The following is a 19,705-nucleotide window of genomic DNA, read 5'->3' on the forward strand; positions in this document are numbered from 1 at the left end:
AGGTTATTTTATGGATTCTATAAGTTGTATGAATTATGCAATGGCTTACATTGAAGAGCACTTAACTGAGGAAATTGATTATAGTGAGATTTCAAGAATTGCTTACTGTTCAGAATATCATTTTAAGCGTATGTTTTCTTTTTTATCGGGTATCACCTTGTCAGAATATATTCGAAGAAGAAGACTAACACTTGCTGCGCTTGATTTGAAAGATAGGGATTTGAGAATCATTGATGTAGCAGTAAAGTACGGTTATGGCTCGGCCGATTCATTCTCCCGTGCTTTTCATTCTATGCATGGCTTTCTTCCTTCTGAGGCAAGAAATGAGAATATTCAACTAAAAGCTTATCCTAGAATGACCTTTCAATTATCAATCAAAGGAGGATGTGAAATGAATTATCGCATTGTTGAGAAAGAACAATTCAAATTAGTAGGTTTTAAGAAGAGAGTTCCAATTGTTTTTGAGGGGGTTAACTCTGAGATTGCAAAAATGACCGAACTTTTAACCCCAGATGTTATAAAGCAATTGAAATCAGTTTCAAATGTAGAACCAATAGGTATTATTAGCGCATCAACTAATTTTTCAGAAGAAAGAATGGAAGAAACGGGTGTGCTGGATCATTACATTGGGGTAGCAACATCAAAAAATGAAATTGCAGAGTTCGATATATTAGAAATTGATGCCAGTACTTGGGCAGTATTTGAATCAATTGGGCCGTTTCCAGATACACTTCAAAATGTGTGGGGCAGAATATACTCAGAATGGTTTCCGTCCTCAGGATATGAGGTGGCTAGAGGTCCGGAAATTTTGTGGAATGAAAGTCCTGACACATCAAACCCCAAATATAAAAGTGAAATATGGATACCAGTGAAGAAAAAAGACAGTAAAATATAGGAATCATTATGATGAAAGGCACTTCCTGAAAGGAGGTGCCTTTTTGGTATATGCGTAGCCTCTCGTTTTTGGACTTGAACGAAGAGACATTCGGGAAACAGGAAACAAAGTGAAATCAAAATGCTTCTCATGCAAAATGCTTTGATATTAAAGAAGATTTAGAAGATTTTTAAATTATGTAATGTTGACTGTTGGTATACCTATTGATATTATTTATAAATATGGTACAGAATAAATACAATTATCGAGGAGGGCAAAAATTTGTGTTATGCTATAAAGAAGTTCACTGAACACAAAACAAGTAAGTGCGATGTTCTACATTAGAAAAGTCTGCTCACCTTCCGCTAATTGCAAAGGTTGCTAGGTGGTACTATGAAACTAAGAACATGACTGATAAGGAGGGCTAGTATGCCAAAAGCAAGAAAGATGCTAAGTGATTGGAAAGCACCGTATATGCAGTCACTCATGAAACTAATTGAGACGCAGAGTAAGGAAACACTTTCTTACTGGGCGATTGAATATGCCCAACAGGTTATATTACCCCTATGGTGCAAGTACTATCCTCATGATCAGCGTCCCCAAAATGCACTGAAGGCTGCCCGTGAATGGCTGTCAGGGGAAATTAAACTTCCTCAAGCAAAACCGGTAATACTTGAGTGCCACGCTGCCGCCCGTGAAGCAGAAGGAAATCCTGTTGCGCAAGCTTCTGCAAGAGCGATAGGTCAATCTGCATCCACCATTCATTCTGCACGGCATTGCATAGGACTTGCCTTTTATGGAGCAGTTGCAGTTGCTTATGAACAGCTTGGAAAGGATGCACCTTGGATTCAAATTGAGCAATGTGCCGCCCAGGAGTGCGGGCGTATGGAAGCCGCTTTGCGTGACGTTGCCGTTAAGGACGAGCATAATCCTGCGAAAATAAATTGGAAATGCTGACTATACCCCAAAAGGAAAAGGTGTGTTTCAGCTGAAAGTGATTATGGAGGATGTTATGGACTATTACGCAAGGGAAGAATTGGAAGAAGCACTGCAAATGGTTGCCTCAACTATCAACAGATGTGAAAAAATACATCCGAGATTTAAAGAGGGGACATCCCAACATACACTTCTTAAGAACAGGATAAAAGCATTGTATATCTCAAAATCATTCATAATGCATGAAGACGATTTGAGCAAATATACAAAAGAAGATTTGATAGATGCACTAAAGCCGGTATCTTCAATTATCAGCAAATGTGAAAAAGCACAGCTGAAATTTAAAGAGGGAACCTCTCGTCATGCAAGCTTCAGGAAAATGATAAAAGCGATGAGTATTTCCAAATCATTGATTGCAGATGAAATTAGTAAGAGAGGATAAAATAGAATTTTGAAATATTGCCCATGAAATCTTTTGTTTGGTTTAGAATAGTTCAATCTCATTTAGTGAGAAATTGCTGAGGTTGAAAGTCATTGCTGTGAATGAGGAGACCAAGAAAGGGTGGAAATAATCCTATATGGCTTCAAAACGCACTTGAAGGAGCATAAAAGATAAAGAAAGACTATGTTGCAGGTGATTATTTGCCTCAACTTAGTCTTTTTATATGCTTATTAACAATAGAATCAGAATTTTTAAATTCAACAGAACACCTCGTTAATCGGTATTTCAATATTATCTCATATAGAACTACTGGAACAATGCGGAATAACGAATGCAAGAGGTTGTGAAAAAATGCAATGAATACGGAATTCATTATGCTTTAACGGTACAAAGAAGGGAAGGGCTACTAAAAATAAGAATATTTAGAATTAAAACAGGAGGGGGATCTGTTGAGCCGGAAATGTATCCGCTTCATTTTGGCAACCAAAGGATTGACAAAATCCGAAATCAGACATATAATAAAATCCGAAAGCGGATTTACAAAAAAGGAGATTATTCTATGGATGATGTGAAGGCAGTTAGCACAGCGTTGGACAGGCTATACAGAAAGCAAGGTGATTTATACCATGAATATGCTTCTTATTATGGTTTGTCAGATATTGCTTTCTGGATTCTCTATACCCTATGTGGGGCAGATGAAACCTACACGCAAAATCAGATTGCGGATTTATGGCATTTTCCTCGGCAGAGCGTGAACTCTGCTGTCAGCTCATTGGTAAAAGAAGGTTATATTTTTTTAGAAAAACTTACAGTTGCACGAAACAATAAGGCACTGCGTCTGACAGAACAGGGTGTAGAATTTTGCCAAAGTGCTATTTTTCCATTTTATGAAATGGAAAATCGTATTTTTAATAAGATGTCTGAGGATGAAAGGAATCAATTTTTTGCCTTGTCCGCGAAACAGTGTGAACTGTTGGAGCAAGAGATAAAGGCGGCTTTGATGGAGAAATAACGATGAAACTTATTTTTGAATTTATGAAGCCATATCGCAGGCTAATGGTCTTTGTTTTGATTGTGATGATGCTGGATGTGGCTGGTGGGTTATTGATTCCAACGATTACGGCAGATATTATCAATCACGGAATTGGCGGCGGCAGCCTGACGTATATACTTCAGCAGGGGTTGTTCATGATAGCTGTTTCTCTTTTAACCAGCTTTGGTGCTCTGGCGGGAAGCTATCTGGGCGCAAGCCTTTCCGCAAAACTGGGGCGGGATATCCGAAACGCCCTCTATGATAAAACACTATCCTTTTCCGCTTCTGATATGGAACGGTTTGGAACGGGGTCAATGATTACCCGAACATTAAGTGATGTGAATATTGTTCAGCAGTCAGTAATCATGGTGGTACAAATGATTTTGCCTGTGCCCGTTGTCTGTATCTTGGGGATTGTAATGGCCTTTCGTATTGATGTGATGATGGGATGGATTCTGACGGGAGTGACCCTTGCAATACTCTTTATGGCATTTTGTGTAATAAAAAAGGCTGCACCACTTTTTCAGCGTCTACAGCGGTTTCTTGACCGTATGAATATCGTTATCCGAGAGAATATCACGGGTGTTCGAGTAATCCGTGCTTTTAACAAAGAGCTCTTCGAGGAAAAGCGGATGAGCAGGGTATTTGGAGATTATAGAGAAGTATCCGTTAAAGTAAATCGTTTGTTTGCCGGTTTGGAAAGCACAGCGCTGCTGGTAATCAATCTTGTAATTGTGGGAATTCTTTATGTAGGAGGTAATCGTACAGGGGCGGGATTTATGAAAATTGGGGATATCATAGCTTTGAGTGAATATGCCATTCTGATTTTGTTTTATCTCATCATGGCGCAGATGGTAATGGTTATGCTTCCCAGGGCCCTTATCTGCATCGGGAGAATTCAAGATGTCCTTGATTTGGAACCTGAAATTAAAGATGGCAACTATTCTGAGCAACCAATAAAAACGGAGGGTACGGATGTTATTCGGTTTGAGAATGTCAGCTTCTGTTTTTCTGATGCGGGTGAAAATACGTTGAGCGAACTGAATTTTATCTGCAAACGGGGACAGACCACTGCAATCATAGGCAGTACAGGCAGTGGCAAATCAACCATTGCTAAGCTGATTCTACGCTTTCACGATGTGTCAAAGGGTGCGATTAAACTGAACGAAATGAATATTCGAGATATGGAGCAGTCTCATTTGCGGGAGCATATTTCTTATGTGCCGCAAAAAGCATGGCTTTTTTCAGGTACGATTGCAAATAATCTTCTGTATGGAAATAAGGATGCCTCAGAGGAGGAGATGCAGCATATCCTTTCTGTAGCGCAGGCGGATTTTGTAACTGAACTGTCGGGCGGGCTTCTGGCACATGTTGCCCAGGGAGGCATCAATTTTTCCGGCGGACAAAAGCAAAGACTTTCCATAGCCCGTGCCCTGATGAAAAAAGCGGATTTGTATATCTTTGACGACAGCTTTTCTGCACTGGATTTTAAGACGGATGCAGCGCTGCGAAAAGCACTGAAAAATCAGACAAAGCATTCTGCTGTTTTAATTATTGCACAGCGTATTAGCACAATTATGAATGCAGATCAAATCATTGTATTGGAAAACGGAAAAATCGTCGGTATCGGCACACATCAATCTCTGATGGAAGAATGTCCTGTTTATCAAGACATTGCCAAGTCTCAAATGAAAGGGGAGGTAGCTCGTGGCTGATTATGAAATGGAAGAGAGCACGCAGAACGGTATGGATGATGCATTTTTTGGCGTTGCTGCACCAGATCACCCCAAAAAGACTTTGAAGCGGCTGTGGATGTCTGTTAACAATCAGCATAAGAGGCTGGGAGTCGTTCTGGTTTCTGTTTTGTTTTATACCTTTCTGTCCGTTGTTGCTCCCTTGTACAGCGCTTATATCGTAGATCTGATGTGGAGCAAGATCAAGGATGCCTTTGCCAACGGTTTGGTGTTTTCTATTACGTGGGCAGATGGAGGCCGCGACATTTTCTTTTTGCTGCTTATCTATCTGGTGACAGGATTTTTTTACGTCCTCCAGTCCTTTCTTATGGCAAGCTTTGCGGAAAATCTGAGTTTCAGGTTGCGCAATGAAATCAGTAGCAAGCTGAATAGGCTGCCCTTGTCCTATTTCGACCTGAATAAGCCCGGGGCGATTTTAAGCCGGATGACAAACGATTTGGATAAAATGTCCGAAGCTTTCCAGACTGGTATCCTAAGGCTCTTTACTTCGATAGGCATGATTTTTGGTTCATTGGTTATGATGTTCCGATTCAATATTTTGTTGACAGTGGTTTTCCTGCTGTTCATGGGTATCTCTCTGCTAGCTACAAAGGCTGTTTCGGGGAAAACCCTGAAATTCGCATTAAGACGGCAGGAGTGTGTCAGCGAGGTAACAGCAATGGTGGAAGAAAACTTCAGCGGACGTATGATTATTAAAGCATTCAATCAGGAGCAGAACAGTTCCCAGCGTATGCATAAAGCAACACGGGATTTGGCAGAAGCTTCTCAAAAAGCGGATTTTATGATTAATGCCATTAATCCTGGAATTCGTTTTATTAACCGCTTGGGGCAAATTGTAATTGCAGTCCTTGGTGGCAATATGCTTTTGAATGGCACGATGAGTATCGGCGTGTTTCAGGCATTTTTCCAATATGTCAATCAATCGGCGGAGCCACTAACGGAACTTGCTTTTATGGTAAACTCCATGCAGTCCTCACTGGCATCTTTGGAGCGCGTTTATGCACTGCTTGATGAGGAGGAGATTTCCTCTGAACCTGCTTTGCCAGATATTATTAAACGGGCTGAGGGATATGTGGATTTTTCTCATGTGCGTTTTGGTTATACACCGGAAAAAGTATTGATGCAAGATGTAAGCTTTTCGGCTAAACCGGGACAGAAAATTGCCATTGTCGGAAGCACTGGAGCAGGTAAGACAACGCTCATTAATCTTCTTATGCGGTTTTATGAATTAAACGGTGGGCAGATTCTGCTGGATGGAAAAGATATTCACACGCTGACCTATGCAAATCTGCGGAATAATTTTGGTATGGTGTTGCAGGATACTTGGCTGTTTGAGGGAACCATCGCTGAGAATATAGCCTATGGCAAACCAAATGCCACAAGGGAGGAAATCGTAGCGGCGGCAAAAGCGGCACGGGTAGACTTCTTTGTCCGCACTATGCCCCATGGTTATGATACAGTTCTCAGCAACGACGGGGAAAATTTATCCATCGGACAGCGGCAGCTTTTAACCATTGCCAGAGTATTTCTCTGTGACCCAGCAGTGCTGATTCTTGATGAAGCAACCTCCAGTGTAGATACTCACACGGAAATTGAGATTGGAAAAGCCATGGGTAAGCTGATGAAAAAACGCACCAGTTTTGTAATTGCTCACCGTCTTTCCACAGTTGTTGATGCCGATATAATTTTGCTTATGCAAAATGGTAATATTGTCGAGCAGGGCGGTCACAACACATTATTAAAGGCTGGCGGAGCCTATGCGGAGCTCTATAACAGCCAGTTTGCTTGATGATAATAAATAATAGCAGTCTATAATCTTTGAGCAAGCAAACTTTTGTTTTCTTATCAAATTAAGTTCAATCTTTTATTGCTAAACAATGAAACGATGTTTAAAAGCTCAGATGTCGTTATATACACCGTTAGAGACAAAGTATATTTTCTTACCCATTTTTTAAGTTCATTCAAAGTGTATTGTGTATGTTAGATAAGTCCGGAGGAGTATCAAGGTAATGTAATGAATAAAAAATCAGATATTTCAAACGAACAAGACCTCGCCTAACGGAGTGGTCTTGTTCGTTTATATCCATAAATTATTCTGACAATTTTTTAATGAACTTATAAGAAAACTTCCCTGCTTGATAATACATCTATATAGCCATTTGGGTGGATTGCTTTTACTTCAAACCTCTCACAAAGAATAAAATATGGAGACAAATGTAAACTATATTTTAGCAACGCCGTTAGCTTTTTCTTTACTGAAATCCGAAATCGTTTATAAAAGTGTCCTATGATTTTTGTTTTTATCATAGAAGACCCTCTTTTTTATTTTCCGGAGTTTTTTCATTTCTATATCATTTCGTTGAATACTTCAATTATATATTCTCTTTAAGATTGAAAGATACCTCTGGGCGGTTGGCTATTAAATTTATCTACATTGAGCCATCAACTTCATTTATGCAGTGGCTTGAAAGATAAACCATCCATCCTTGATTGAAAACTGAAATACACCGCCATGCTTTTCTACGATATGAACCATACTCTTTGTACCAAAGCCATGCCCCTGCTTTTTTGACACAGGCAGTCCCTGATGAAAAATGGGTTCAGTCTGATAGTTGTTGCGGATGTCAATGCACAGCTTGTTATTTTTGGAGTACACACGAAGGCGGATGATGCGGTTACTTTTGTCAGGAAGTTGTTTTGTAGCATGTATGGCATTTTCCAAGGCATTTGATAAGAGGGAACAGAGCTCGGTGTCGCTAAATGCAAGGGTGTCAGGAAGCCTCGCCTCAACTGAAAGCTGAATTTCCCCTTGTTTTGCTTTTGTTGCGAAAGCGGATAAAATTAAATTAACGGTCTCATTTTCGCAAAAGCGTGTGGGTGTAATGGCATCTATATCGGATTGGGCTATCCGTAAATACTCATTGATTTCCTCTATGCGTGCCTCGGATGCCAGTCCCTGCAAAAGAGAGAAATGGTGGCGCATATCATGTCGGTAGGCTGCGGCATTTTGCTGCATCTGCCATAGGGAGGCAAACTCTGACTGTGCCAGTCGAAACTGGGTATCCAGCATATCCCGCTCTCTTTGGAGGGTAGCCTGTTTTTGTGTTTCGGCACAATAAAGGATGACAAACACAAAATAGAACACAGATACTGTGGAAGGCATGAACTGTACTGCCCATTTTGTTCCGCGGTAAAGCACATCGGTATAGATGGTGGTAGTATAGTCGAAGAGATAGTAAAAAAGGGGTACCCCGCCCAAAAATAAGCAGGATTTAGTCGATATCTCCATAAGCTGTCGAACAGACTCAGCCACATATCTTTTCAGAAAATAATAGGATAAAAACACAGCCGCAATATAAGAAATGTGGTCTGCAAGGCTACTTCTTAAGGCGGCTCCTGCAAGGAAACCAATCCAACGGGGTGCCTGACAGCACAAGTAGCCGGAAAGCATGCTGACGGCGGATACAAGCCACGGACGCTTATAGTATAGGGAGAATATCACTATCAATGGCAGGTGAATAATCAATGGATACAGCTTTGATGTCAAATCCAAGCCCAAGAGCCACCAACTGACCGTTTGAACGAATAGAAAAATAACACAGAGTAAACCAATAATAATCCGGTTTTTTCCCGTATGTTCTATTCCTGCAAAGAGGATTGTCACAGCAACACCAAAGAGCAGTGAAAATCCAAATCGCAAAAGTCCTACAACCGTAACAATCATTTTAATCAAACTCCCTTCTTTTGCTTATTCCCCATCCATTTGATAATTCAAATACTGCACCTTTATCTCCTTTGCTCTGCCCTGTGCAATGGGGACTGCGGATAGGGTTTGTAAGGTTATCCGATGATTTTCAATGGTATCCACATACTGCATGTTTACAAGATAAGAGCGATGCGGTTTGATAAAACACCCATATTTCAGGAGCGTATCGCAAACTGATGAAAACGGTTCCGTGCATTCGATTACCTTGCCGGAACGTAGGTGATATAAAACATTTCTGCCAATGACTTCGGCAAAAGTTAAATTAGAAATCATTATCCTTTGAATGCCCTCGTTACTCTTAACAATAATCGCATCCTCATCCTTTTTCGCTTTGATCTGTTCCATCACCTCGTCAAAGCTGAAGAACAGTTTTTCTTTTGAGATTGGCTTAAGTATGTAGTTTATAGCTTTCACTGAATAGCTTTCCAAGGCAAACTCAGGGGAGGAAGTAAAGAAAAGAATGGGTGCAGTTTTATCAAAAGTACGAATCTCTTTTGCTACATCAATACCTGTAAAGCCGGGCATAATAATATCCAAGCAATATATATCAAACCGCTTTCCTTTTTCTAAGGCGGAAGCCAGCTCAAATCCATTTGAAAAGACGGCATACTCGCAACTGAAATTTTTTGATGCTCGGTATAGGTTGATGAGTTGAACCATATTGGATAGCTCATCAATATTGTCATCGCAGACGGCGATTTGAAGCATGTATATTCCTCCTTTTAGTTATTCTTTTTATGATAATTTTACCATAGGAATTGAATTTCTGAAACTATGTTTCATGTCGAAAAAAACATGTTTCGTGCAGGAAATCTTTTTACATTGAAGTTTTTTGATAATTTAAGTATAAGAAAAGGGGTTTTATTTCATTCAAACAGAAATTGAATTGGAGGAAAAATAATGAAAAAGAGATTTACGTGCATTCTGCTTACCCTTGCATGATACTAGCTCTACTGCCGATGATAGCGATGGCGGCACCTCCCATAACGGAATCGGATACAAGCATTGGGGATGTCACTCAGGATTTTATGGTTGAATCCTTGGGAAATACCTATTCAAACATCGAGGTGTTGGCCTTTGATAACCCAGCGAATATTGCAGGAGTGGATTCTGTATCTTGTTTATACACGGGTGACGGCAATACAAACGGGCAGAATAAAACTGTTTGTCAAATTATTTTGTACTTCACCGTAGACGGTCAGAATTGCGAGCAACATATTGTTTTTACTTTTAACACCGGATCGAATTCCTCCCGTGAAGCGAATTTTGTAGATATTCTCGAGAGCATTTCATTGGAGTAAAAACCTAAACAACAAAATGGGCAGAGGGGCAAAATAGGAGTCTGTCGTCCGTTTATAAATTAACAAGGAGGAAACGTATTATGTTACCAACTATCATTATAATAATCGCAATTATTGGGGTGATTATTTTATGGATCATCTCTACACAGCGCAAACTTGTAATGCTTGATGAGAATATCAGCAATGCCATGAGTCAGATTGGAGTGCAGTTGTCAAGCCGCTTCGATGCGCTAACAGCTCTTTTGGATTTGACAAAGGGCTATGCCAAGCACGAAAGTGAAACGCTGATTAAAACGATTCAATCAAGAAGAAGTGTGATTACAGCTAAATCCACACCCGATGATGTGCAGCGTCAAGAGGGTATTATTTCAGAAGCATTAGGCAGGATTGCTATGGTAACAGAGCAGTATCCTGAATTGAAGGCAAACGAAACCTATATCAAAACCATGGATGCAGTGCAAACTTTTGAAAACATGGTGCGTACCAGCCGTCTGATTTATAACGATAGTGTGACAAAGCTGAACCGTGAAATCCGAATGTTTCCGGTCTCTATGATTGCCACAATGCTGGGCTTTCGACAGAGAGAGTATCTTGTGGAGCAGGCTGATAAGGCGAATATGCCAAGTATGAAATGAGGTGCCTTATGAGAAAAAAAATAAATAGTTTCATTATATTCCTTGTCCTGCTATTTGTACCCCAGCTTCCCGTACTTGGTGCAAATCAAGTGAATACCATAGAGATTCAGGCTATCATTCAAGAAGATGGTTCTATGAATGTTACGCAGAACTGGGAAGGTCGCTTTAATGAGGGCACGGAGATATACATTCCCATGAATGCCCCTGATTATCTGACCATTCATAATCTTGTAGTTTCAGATGAAAACGGCAGCTATGAGACTGTGAATGATTGGAACATCAATTGGAACTTTGAAGAAAAGGCGAAAAAATGTGGCATCCATCCTACCGATAGCGGTTATGAAATCTGCTTCGGCATCAGCCAATATGGTCAAAACCGCTATGCCATTGAATACAAGCTGGATAATGTTGTGGGTGGATATTCCGATATGGACGGGGTTAATTTCCGTTTTGTTAACGATGGAATGAATACCACTCCTACCGATGTAAAGGTGGAAATACGCCTTGCCGACGGCACACCTATCGCGGATGAAATTGCCGATGTATGGGGGTTTGGATTCCCAGGACAGGTAGGTTTCGAGAATGGAAGTATCCTTGCCTATACAAACAATCCTATCTCTAAAGAAAACCATGTGACGGTAATGTTTGCTTTGAATAAAGGTATTCTGACACCCTCTCGACAGGAAGAGGGCACCTTTGAAGAAGTAAAGCAAACCGCCTTTGAAGGCAGTGATTACGATAATATTGACTCTAATGGAAAAGAGGTATCAATCATCACGGCAATGGTCACAATGCTGCTCTCTTTAGGAGTTCCTATAGGGCTGATTGTCTGGATTCACAGGATAAAAAAGAAAAGAGCGGAAAGAAAACTAAAAAAATTCTCGGAAGAGTTTGGCTATTTTAGAGATATTCCCAATGATGGTAATCTCAATGCCACTTATGCCTTGGGAAAATTGTTTGACATGTGTGAAGATGGCTCGATTCTTGCCACAGGCATGCTGAGGTTGATGCAATTAGGGTGTCTGTCTCCAGTAGAAACACAGGATATAGGCTTTATGGGTAAGACTAAAGAAACGGTCAACCTACGGCTTATGGGTAGCCAACACGATAAAATGAACGAGTATGACGAGTACCTGTATACAATATTGGAAGGTGCAGCTGGTTCAGATGCTATTTTGCAGGAAAGAGAGCTGGAACGCTTCGCAAGTCAAAATGACGAGTTACTCCGTGCCTACATGCAGAAATGCGATAGTGCGGGCAGAACGTATTTGAGTCAAAAGCACTGTTTGAAACGCTGGAGTATTCCTGCCAAGCTCACTGACTTGACGCCAGCTGGTGAACAGGAGCTGGGTGAATTGATGGGACTGAAACGGTATCTAGCTGATTTTTCATTGATTGCAGAACGTGGTGTTAAGGAAATACCCATTTGGCGAGAGCTTCTCACCTATGCCATGCTGTTTGGTATTGCTGATCAGGTAGCGGAGCAAATGAGAGAGTTGTATCCTGAGCTTTCTCCTCAGCTGAATGATTACACACAAAGCATGTCTACAGTGTATGCCTATCACTATTTGCTTTATAGAAATATGATACATGCCGAACAACAGAGGGAACAAGAGAAACGCAGTGGAGGCGGAGGTGGATTTGCTTCTTTTGGCGGAGGCGGAGGCTTCATTGGCGGAGGATCTGGCGGCGGAACAAGATAATAGAACAGAGAAAGACGTATTGGATTCATTTTTCGCAAAATTTATTACTGATACTGGTTATGTTCCACTTATAACAATGGAGAAACAGATGCATACTTCGTTATAAGGAATAAGTTATGGCTCTATTTTAAAATCATCCGGCTGCAAAAAAACTGCAAAGAGCCTGCTCTCCATTCTGGGGCAGGCTCTTTGCAGTTTTAGTTGAAATGTATAGTACTTTAGTGATGAGCTTATTTCTTTCAACTTTCTTAGCATCGTAACCCAAATGAAGTATTCATGTTGAAATAATTTTTCATTTGATATAAAATGCTTATGAAGAATATGTAAAAAATAGTATTAGTATAAAAGTGCTAATGGACAGGTTGGTATTATAATGAAATATAAGATATTAGTCGTTGAAGACGATTCCATCATTTCCGCAGAGATACAAAAACATTTGATAGCATGGGGGTTTGAAGTTCAGACTGTCTGTGATTTTGAAGCTGTTTTTTCACAATTTGCCATGTTTGAACCACATTTGGTGATATTGGATATTTCATTGCCTTTTTATAATGGATATTATTGGTGTACTGAAATTCGTAAAGTTTCTAAAATCCCAATTATATTTCTATCCTCTACCAGTGATAATATGAATATTATTATGGCAATGAATATGGGAGGTGACGATTTTGTTGCAAAACCATTTGATTTAGCAGTATTATCAGCCAAGGTTCAGGCAATGATTCGCCGAGCATATTCCTTTCAAGGAAATTCCCATATCCTAGAGCATAAAGGGGTCATACTGAATTTATCAAATGCATCTCTGGAGGTAAGTGGAGAAAAAGTAGAACTTACAAAAAATGAACTTAGAATACTACAGATATTGTTTGAACATAAGGGAGAGACGGTATCCAGAGAAGCGATTATGAAGCACCTTTGGGATGGGGATTGCTTTATTGACGATAATACACTGGCAGTTAATCTTACAAGACTTAGAAAAAAGCTAGAAGGAATTTCACTCAATGATTTCATTACTACAAAAAAGGGTATAGGGTACATGTTGGAGGATTAACATTCATGGAGCATTTATCAATTGGGAAACTGTTTGCGAAATGGTTTATGGACAGAGTAATTTATTTTGGCCTTTATCTTGTTTTTGCTGCTGTTTTCATAATTACAGCTTTGCAATATAGAATTGACATAGAGCCCATTTTATACAGTCTGCTAATCTGCACATTTTTAGGATGCTGTTGCTTGGTTAGTAACTTTATCCAGTATAAAAATAAGTATCATGCTTTATATGAAACCTATCTGAATTTGGAAACAACGATAAGTTCAATTCCAAAACCCGCCAATAATATAGAAGAATTATATGGTGAGTTATTGCGTGATTTATTTGACAACCGTAGTGACTTATACTTAAAAATGAAGAAACAGGAAGTGGAGAGCAAAGATTATTATACCATTTGGATTCATCAAATTAAAACACCCATTGCTGCCTTATATCTTTTGCTACAGGTAGAAGATAGTCAGAAGAATCGTATGCTGATGAAACAAGAATTGTTTAAAGTTGAGCAATATGCTGAGATGGCACTTTATTATCTTCGATTACAGCACATGTCCTATGACATTTTACTAAAAGAATGTAATCTTTATGAAATTGTGAAGCAGTCAGTGAAAAAATACTCCATTAGTTTTATTGGAAAAAAGATTTCTTTGCACTTGGAAGCCTTTGATGGCGTTGTCATTAGTGATGAAAAATGGCTGGGGTTTGTAATTGAGCAAATTCTATCTAACTGCATTAAATACACAGCAAAAGGCAGCATTTCTATTGAATATATTGATTCAACCCATACGACTCAGTTCAATGATAAGTTGAAACATGCATATGGAGTAACTTCAGCAGATTCAGTATTATGTATCTCAGATACCGGAATTGGTATAAAGGAAGAAGATTTACCCCGTATTTTTGAAAAAGGTTTTACAGGATACAACGGCAGAATGGATAAAAAATCAACGGGAATTGGTTTGTATTTATGCAAGCAAGTCTTAAATAAACTAGGTTTTGACATCAGCGTAACTTCAGAGGTGGGAAAGGGTACTATGTTTCAGATATATTTTGGAAAACAAGATAGCAAAACAAAGGTGCAAGAATTGGATTAAGGCAGTCAATCTTACAATATTGAAAGATACGAACAAGAAATGTAAGCCAGAATAAAGGCAGATCATTTCTTTTTTTGTTAAAATGTATATGTAAAGTTAAGTAATAAAAATTTAAAAGAGAAGAGATGATTCATTTCATGGCATTTTTAGAAGTTAAAAATCTTAAAAAAGTATATACCACAAGATTTGGTGGCAATCAGGTGAAAGCATTGGAAAACGTTAGTTTTTCAGTGGAAAAAGGAGAGTACGTTGCAATCATGGGGGAATCCGGTTCCGGCAAGACAACTTTGCTTAATTTATTGGCATCTCTGGATAAACCTACAGAGGGTGAGATATTATTAGATAAAAAATCTTTCTCTAACATTAAAAACAAAGAGCTATGTGCATTTCGAAGAGATAACCTTGGTTTTGTATTTCAGGATTTTAACCTATTAGACACTTTTTCTTTGCAGGATAATATATTTTTACCTTTGGTACTACAAGGGAAATCATTTAGTGAAATGGAGGAGAGATTGACTCCCTTGGCAAAACAATTAGAAATTACAGCGTTATTACAAAAATATCCTTATGAAGTATCAGGCGGTCAGAAGCAAAGAGCGGCGGTAGCCAGGGCATTAATCACACAGCCAAAGCTAATACTTGCCGATGAACCTACGGGAGCATTGGATTCCAAATCAGCAAACAGCCTTTTAAATATGTTTTCAAATATTAATAAGCTTGGCCAGACAATTGTAATGGTTACCCATAGCATGCAAGCGGCCAAATGTGCCGGAAGAGTGTTATTCATAAAAGACGGAAATTTGTTCCATCAAGTTTATCGAGGCAATTCCTCGGATGATGAAATGTATCATAAGATTTCTGATACTTTAACAGTACTTCAGACTGAAGGAGTTGAAGAGCATGAATAAAGGGATTATCTTGCCTAAGATGGCTTTTACAGGAATCAGAAAAAATGGTATTGTATACTTTCCTTATATTTTAACATCAGCTTTTTCCGTTTGTGTTTTCTTTATATTTAACTGTATTATAAATAATGAGTTTCTTAAAAATGTACCTCACGCTGAATATGTTTGGTTGCTTTTACAAATTGGGAACGTATTGTTGGCCATCATTTTGGTTCCATTCTTATTCTATACAAACAGTTTTTTAATTAAGAGGCGTAAAAAGGAAATTGGCCTATACAGTATTTTAGGGTTGGAAAAAAAGCATATTGCGATTATGATGTTTTTAGAAACTTTTTTTATCTATATGATTTCTATGATGATTGGGTTGATAACGGCAGTGGTGTTCGCAAAGTTATCGTTTTTGATATTGCTTAATGCCAGTGGATTGCCTATTGATATTACATTTACAATGCCAGTGAATAGTTTTCTATTAACTTTTGCTTTTTTTGGACTGGTATCATTTCTTAATTTGGTAACGAATTTATTTCAAGTGACACGGGCAAATCCCAGTGATTTGTTGAGAGAACCACAAAAAGGTGAAAAAGAACCGAAGCATATTTGGATTCTTGCGTTATTTGGGATTTTATTCTTAGGCGGGGGATATTATATTGCGGTTGTTTCTGAGATCAACAGCATGATTTTTGTCAACTTTTTCCTAGCAGTTTTGTTGGTAGTGATTGGAACATATTTCTTATTTACATCAGGAAGCATTGTGCTGTTGAAAGGCCTCAGAAAGAATAAAAAATTTTATTATAAAAAAAGTAATTATATCACTGTGTCTGGCATGATTTACCGTATGAAAAAAAGTGCCGCAAGTCTGGTGAATATTTGTATTTTTAGTACAATGGTCATTATTACTTTATTGTGTACTGTATCTTTGACGCTGGGAGAAGAATCAGCCATTCGATTTAATTACCCTCTTGATGTCAATTATATTTTTGATTATGATAAAATGACGGATAAAAATGGTTTTGATTCAGAATTGTCAATGCTTGCTGAGGAGAATCATATAAAAATTTCGGATAAAATTGAGTTTCCCTATTTTATTGTCACACTAGATGAAAAAGAAAATATTTTCTCGATTTTAAGTGAAGACACAGGAGAGAATGAAAGCTCCATTCGATTATTGTCGTTATCTGATTATAATAGAATAGAATCTCAGAACATGACATTAGAGGATAATGAAATACTTGTCTATTCAAATACGGACGATTTTAAGTATGATTCAGTGGTTGTGAATGGTAAGGAATATCAAGTAAAAAAAGAGTTAGACTCCCTCCGCTTTGATACAAAAGAGAAAAATAATTATTCTTCGGGTAAGGTGTATTTTATCTTAAAGGATTACATGAGCATGGAGGAAATGGCAAAAACCTTTCAGGGGGACACTGCTTCTCCTTATTATTCCGTATGGTTTAATATGGATGGGGAAACAAGTAACAAAGAAGCACTTTTGGCTGATTTAGATAAAGCTTGCGCACAAATGCCGGGATTTTATACCAGTAAGAATATCATCGACTGGGGTTATGACGTAAAATCAATGGATGGTGGCTTATTATTTATTGGCGTGTTTTTTGGACTGATTTTTACCATTTGTCTATTATTGATTATGTATTATAAACAAATCTCAGAAGGGCTAGAGGATAAGCAAAATTTTATCATAATGCAGCAAGTTGGGTTGAGTGATGACGATGTAAAATCAACGATTCATAGGCAAATTATGTTAGTATTCGGTTTACCATTGGTTGTTGCAATACTTCATACAATGATGGGGCTTAAAATTACCATTCGATTGCTTTATGCGTTAAACCTTTATAATACAAATTTAATTTTATTATGTGCCCTTGGAATCATTGCTGTCTTTACGGTTTTTTATATCCTAAGTTATTTTGTAACAGCAAGCACGTACTATAAAATTGTTAAGAGAAAGAGTTAGTATGAGGGCATATTGGGGATTAACTCAATGTGCTTCACTTCCTTAAGAAAGCATCTCAGTATAGGCAGTTCGTGCCTTTAAATTTCGTGTGATAAGTGATTATGGGTACAGACTGCTTTCGTCTAAAGGAGACTGCCAAGGGGTTGCCTATGTTTTTGTTGGAAGCAAAGCCCTTGCATATTAAAATTTTGGAGTATAAGATAATAAATATGGAAAAAGTTTCAGATTGATAATAAGCAAGGGGTGGGTAACCCGAATTTTGTAGAAAGCATAAACTGATGAAAGATGATTGTGCTTTTAAGATATCATTCAGGCAGTGTCTAGCCATTATGGAGGGTGAAAATTTATATGAAGGAAACAATTTTAATTGTAGATGATGAAAAGGAAATAGCTGACTTGCTTGAGGTTTATCTTAAAAATGATGGCTATACCGTATATAAATATTATAATGGGATAGAAGCCCTTCAGTGTATCGAGGCTACAAAACTTGATTTGGCTGTTCTAGATGTTATGCTTCCTGATATAGATGGATTTCGTATATGCCAGAAGATAAGACAGAAATATTTTTACCCAATTATTATGCTGACTGCAAAAGTTGAAGATACTGATAAAATAATGGGGCTTACCATAGGGGCGGACGATTATATTACAAAGCCATTTAATCCCTTGGAGGTTGTTGCAAGGGTAAAAACCCAGTTACGACGCTACGTCAAATATAATAGCAACAGCACCAAGGGTAATTTCGATATCGTGAAAGATGAATTTGATTTTAACGGATTGATGATTAATAAAAGTACCCATAGATGTAAGCTTTTTAATAAAGAAGTTACTTTAACCCCCATAGAGTTTTCTATTCTTTGGTACCTATGTGAAAAGCGAGGCAAGGTAATATCTTCTGAAGAACTTTTTGAAGCAGTTTGGGGAGAAAAATATTTGGATAATAACAACACTGTCATGGCTCATATCGGAAGGCTAAGAGAAAAATTAAAAGAACCTGCTAAAAATCCGAAATTCATTAAAACTGTATGGGGGGTTGGCTATACCATTGAATAATTCGCCAAGTTCGCAATCAAATTATAAAAGTCAACTTAGTAGAAAAATTGCGTTCCAATGTTTTGCGTCATTTGCCGCAATTGTAATCGGCTTTCTTTTTGTTGCATTTATTGCATATGATCTGCTCAAAGGCTTTATTTGGGTTGAAGATGACCCACTTTATATATTTTTGAAATTTATTAAAAATAACTTATATATCTTTTTGGGGATCCCGATTATTGCAAGCTGGGTTTTTATCACTTACCACTTTGTGAAAAAACCACTTTACTATCTTGATCATATGATAGCAGCATCCGAAAAACTTGCTATACCAACCGACCAGCAAATTATTCTTCCCAATGACTTAAAAAGTGTTCAAGATGAACTAAATCAAGCGAGAGAAATGGCGCTACGTAATGCACAGCTTGCAAAAGAGGCAGAACAAAGAAAAAATGACCTAATTGTTTATTTAGCCCATGATTTAAAAACACCCCTTACTTCAGTCATCGGTTACCTTACTTTGCTCCTTGATGAAAATCAAATTTCAGAAGAGCTTAGGGAAAAATATCTGTCCATTTCTTTGAATAAAGCAGAGCGCTTGGAGGAGTTAATTAATGAATTTTTTGAAATCACAAGATTTAACCTTTCAAATATTGAACTACAATACAGCAATGTGAATTTAACACGATTGCTAGAGCAACTTGTATTTGAATTTAACCCAATGCTATCGGATAAAAAATTAGAATGCAAACTGAATGTTTCTACTAATGTTCATACAAAATGTGATGCAAACAAATTACAACGTGTATTTGATAATTTGCTTAGAAACGCTGTGTTTTATAGTTTTGCCAATACTACCATTGAAATTACTGTGACTCAGAACAGTTCTGAAACAATGATTACGTTTTTCAATCATGGAAATACCATTGAAAAAGAAAAGCTTGATAGGATTTTTGAACAATTTTATCGACTTGATACAGCCAGAGGCACCAATAATGGAGGTGCAGGGTTGGGACTAGCTATTGCTAAAGAAATTATTTCACTACACCGAGGAACAATTACGGCAGATAGTAAAGATGAGATAGTGGAATTTATTGTTACACTACCACGTTCGTAGGTAATTTGTAAGGATTTACGTATATAAAAATCAGAAATTCTTTTGAATAAACAAAAAAACGGCACCCTTGTCTAAGATACAATCTTTGTGTCA

Annotated in this window: 18 protein-coding genes; 15 read left to right on the forward strand and 3 right to left on the reverse strand. The window is 38.1% G+C overall.

Annotated elements, in window-relative coordinates:
• Positions 1-10: 10 nt before the first annotated feature.
• The 6 genes from CPRO_RS05550 to CPRO_RS05575 all read left to right on the forward strand — a co-directional run bounded on the left by CPRO_RS05550 (position 11) and on the right by CPRO_RS05575 (position 6,828).
• Entirely contained in the window at positions 11-895 is an 885-nt protein-coding gene (locus CPRO_RS05550) for an AraC family transcriptional regulator (RefSeq protein ID WP_066048851.1), read from the forward strand.
• A 408-nt stretch (positions 896-1,303) separates the two neighbouring features.
• Entirely contained in the window at positions 1,304-1,831 is a 528-nt protein-coding gene (locus CPRO_RS05555) for a putative immunity protein (RefSeq protein ID WP_066048853.1), read from the forward strand.
• Between the two features lie 55 nt (positions 1,832-1,886).
• Positions 1,887-2,252 carry a hypothetical protein gene (locus CPRO_RS05560; RefSeq protein WP_066048856.1) on the forward strand — a complete coding sequence of 122 codons (366 nt, stop codon included), beginning with the start codon at positions 1,887-1,889 and terminating at the stop codon, positions 2,250-2,252.
• Positions 2,253-2,583: 331 nt separating this feature from the next.
• On the forward strand, positions 2,584-3,264 hold the full coding sequence (locus CPRO_RS05565; RefSeq protein ID WP_096348688.1) for a MarR family winged helix-turn-helix transcriptional regulator: 681 nt from the start codon (positions 2,584-2,586) through the stop codon (positions 3,262-3,264).
• Between the two features lie 2 nt (positions 3,265-3,266).
• Positions 3,267-5,000, forward strand: a complete 1,734-nt coding sequence (locus tag CPRO_RS05570) for an ABC transporter ATP-binding protein (protein ID WP_066048857.1) — start codon at positions 3,267-3,269, stop codon at positions 4,998-5,000.
• The gene (locus CPRO_RS05575) at positions 4,993-6,828 is read left to right on the forward strand and encodes an ABC transporter ATP-binding protein (RefSeq protein WP_236782392.1); all 1,836 of its coding nucleotides are present in this window, start codon (positions 4,993-4,995) and stop codon (positions 6,826-6,828) included. Before CPRO_RS05570 ends, CPRO_RS05575 begins: the two co-directional genes overlap by 8 nt.
• 326 nt (positions 6,829-7,154) lie before the next feature.
• Here the strand turns inward: CPRO_RS05575 and CPRO_RS05580 are convergent, their stop codons facing one another.
• The 3 genes from CPRO_RS05580 to CPRO_RS05590 form a co-directional block, all read right to left on the reverse strand.
• Positions 7,155-7,346 (reverse strand): hypothetical protein, encoded by a 192-nt coding sequence (locus tag CPRO_RS05580; RefSeq protein ID WP_066048860.1) that lies wholly within the window; start codon positions 7,344-7,346, stop codon positions 7,155-7,157.
• A gap of 145 nt (positions 7,347-7,491) precedes the next feature.
• Entirely contained in the window at positions 7,492-8,763 is a 1,272-nt protein-coding gene (locus CPRO_RS05585; protein ID WP_066048862.1) for a sensor histidine kinase, read from the reverse strand.
• Positions 8,764-8,787: 24 nt separating this feature from the next.
• Positions 8,788-9,513, reverse strand: a complete 726-nt coding sequence (locus tag CPRO_RS05590; protein WP_066048865.1) for a LytR/AlgR family response regulator transcription factor — start codon at positions 9,511-9,513, stop codon at positions 8,788-8,790.
• Positions 9,514-9,722: 209 nt separating this feature from the next.
• On the opposite strand from CPRO_RS05590, the gene CPRO_RS05595 reads away from it, so the two are divergent.
• The 9 genes from CPRO_RS05595 to CPRO_RS05635 all read left to right on the forward strand — a co-directional run bounded on the left by CPRO_RS05595 (position 9,723) and on the right by CPRO_RS05635 (position 19,612).
• Entirely contained in the window at positions 9,723-10,106 is a 384-nt protein-coding gene (locus CPRO_RS05595) for a hypothetical protein (RefSeq protein ID WP_159430709.1), read from the forward strand.
• 80 nt (positions 10,107-10,186) lie between these two features.
• The gene (locus CPRO_RS05600) at positions 10,187-10,741 is read left to right on the forward strand and encodes a LemA family protein (RefSeq protein WP_066048870.1); all 555 of its coding nucleotides are present in this window, start codon (positions 10,187-10,189) and stop codon (positions 10,739-10,741) included.
• A gap of 8 nt (positions 10,742-10,749) precedes the next feature.
• Positions 10,750-12,444, forward strand: coding sequence for a DUF2207 family protein (locus CPRO_RS05605; RefSeq protein WP_066048872.1), 1,695 nt, complete (start codon positions 10,750-10,752; stop codon positions 12,442-12,444).
• Between the two features lie 373 nt (positions 12,445-12,817).
• Positions 12,818-13,495: a response regulator transcription factor gene (locus tag CPRO_RS05610; RefSeq protein ID WP_066048876.1), complete on the forward strand. Its 678-nt coding sequence runs from the start codon at positions 12,818-12,820 to the stop codon at positions 13,493-13,495.
• Between the two features lie 5 nt (positions 13,496-13,500).
• The gene (locus CPRO_RS05615; RefSeq protein ID WP_066048878.1) at positions 13,501-14,586 is read left to right on the forward strand and encodes a sensor histidine kinase; all 1,086 of its coding nucleotides are present in this window, start codon (positions 13,501-13,503) and stop codon (positions 14,584-14,586) included.
• Positions 14,587-14,723: 137 nt separating this feature from the next.
• A complete protein-coding gene (locus CPRO_RS05620) occupies positions 14,724-15,494 on the forward strand; it encodes an ABC transporter ATP-binding protein (RefSeq protein WP_066053742.1) in 771 nt (256 codons plus the stop codon).
• Positions 15,487-17,463, forward strand: coding sequence for an FtsX-like permease family protein (locus CPRO_RS05625; RefSeq protein WP_066048880.1), 1,977 nt, complete (start codon positions 15,487-15,489; stop codon positions 17,461-17,463). The genes CPRO_RS05620 and CPRO_RS05625 overlap by 8 nt, the downstream gene beginning before the upstream one ends.
• A gap of 348 nt (positions 17,464-17,811) precedes the next feature.
• Positions 17,812-18,516 (forward strand): VanR-ABDEGLN family response regulator transcription factor, encoded by a 705-nt coding sequence (vanR, locus tag CPRO_RS05630; protein ID WP_066048883.1) that lies wholly within the window; start codon positions 17,812-17,814, stop codon positions 18,514-18,516.
• Complete coding sequence (locus CPRO_RS05635) at positions 18,503-19,612, forward strand: sensor histidine kinase (protein ID WP_082754404.1); 1,110 nt, start codon at positions 18,503-18,505, stop codon at positions 19,610-19,612. Before vanR ends, CPRO_RS05635 begins: the two co-directional genes overlap by 14 nt.
• Positions 19,613-19,705 lie beyond the last annotated feature (93 nt).

The organism is Anaerotignum propionicum DSM 1682, from assembly GCF_001561955.1.
Lineage (GTDB): Bacteria > Bacillota > Clostridia > Lachnospirales > Anaerotignaceae > Chakrabartyella > Chakrabartyella propionicum.